The sequence below is a fragment of the Aequorivita sp. KMM 9714 genome, from assembly GCF_011065475.1.
Classification (GTDB): Bacteria; Bacteroidota; Bacteroidia; order Flavobacteriales; family Flavobacteriaceae; genus Aequorivita; species Aequorivita sinensis.
The window spans coordinates 1-396 of the sequence record NZ_JAAGRO010000041.1; the positions used below are offsets into that span (position 1 = coordinate 1).

The following is a 396-nucleotide window of genomic DNA, read 5'->3' on the forward strand; positions in this document are numbered from 1 at the left end:
ATTCGTGATATTGAGTATTTACATCGCCTCCTAAAGGCTTTGGATTACTTAACAATCCTTCTTCATCTCTATTAGCAATAAACAAATCTAAATAAGGCTCTTGAGTCCATTGATCTACATTTAATCCCGTTGCATTGGCTGCAGATGCATAAACCAATTTATCCTTCATATAAAATGCAGGTCCAAAATCTGAAGTTCCTGAACTAATTGGAGACATCTCAATTACAAACTGTCGTGACTTAAAAACAGTACTCTTTAAATAGTCTATATCCTCATCGTAGGTTTTTATCACAAAACCAGTTCCTCCTTTTGCAGTATAAGTTTCTAATAGCTCACGGCTCTTATCGTGTTTACCAAGACTCTTTAAGGATTGGGCAGCTCTATAATAGTATTTAG

Annotated in this window: 1 pseudogene; it reads right to left on the reverse strand. The window is 35.1% G+C overall.

Features of this window, described 5'->3' with window-relative positions:
- Positions 1 to 396: pseudogene (locus G3A46_RS14630) on the reverse strand (flagellar motor protein MotB); the annotation flags it as partial.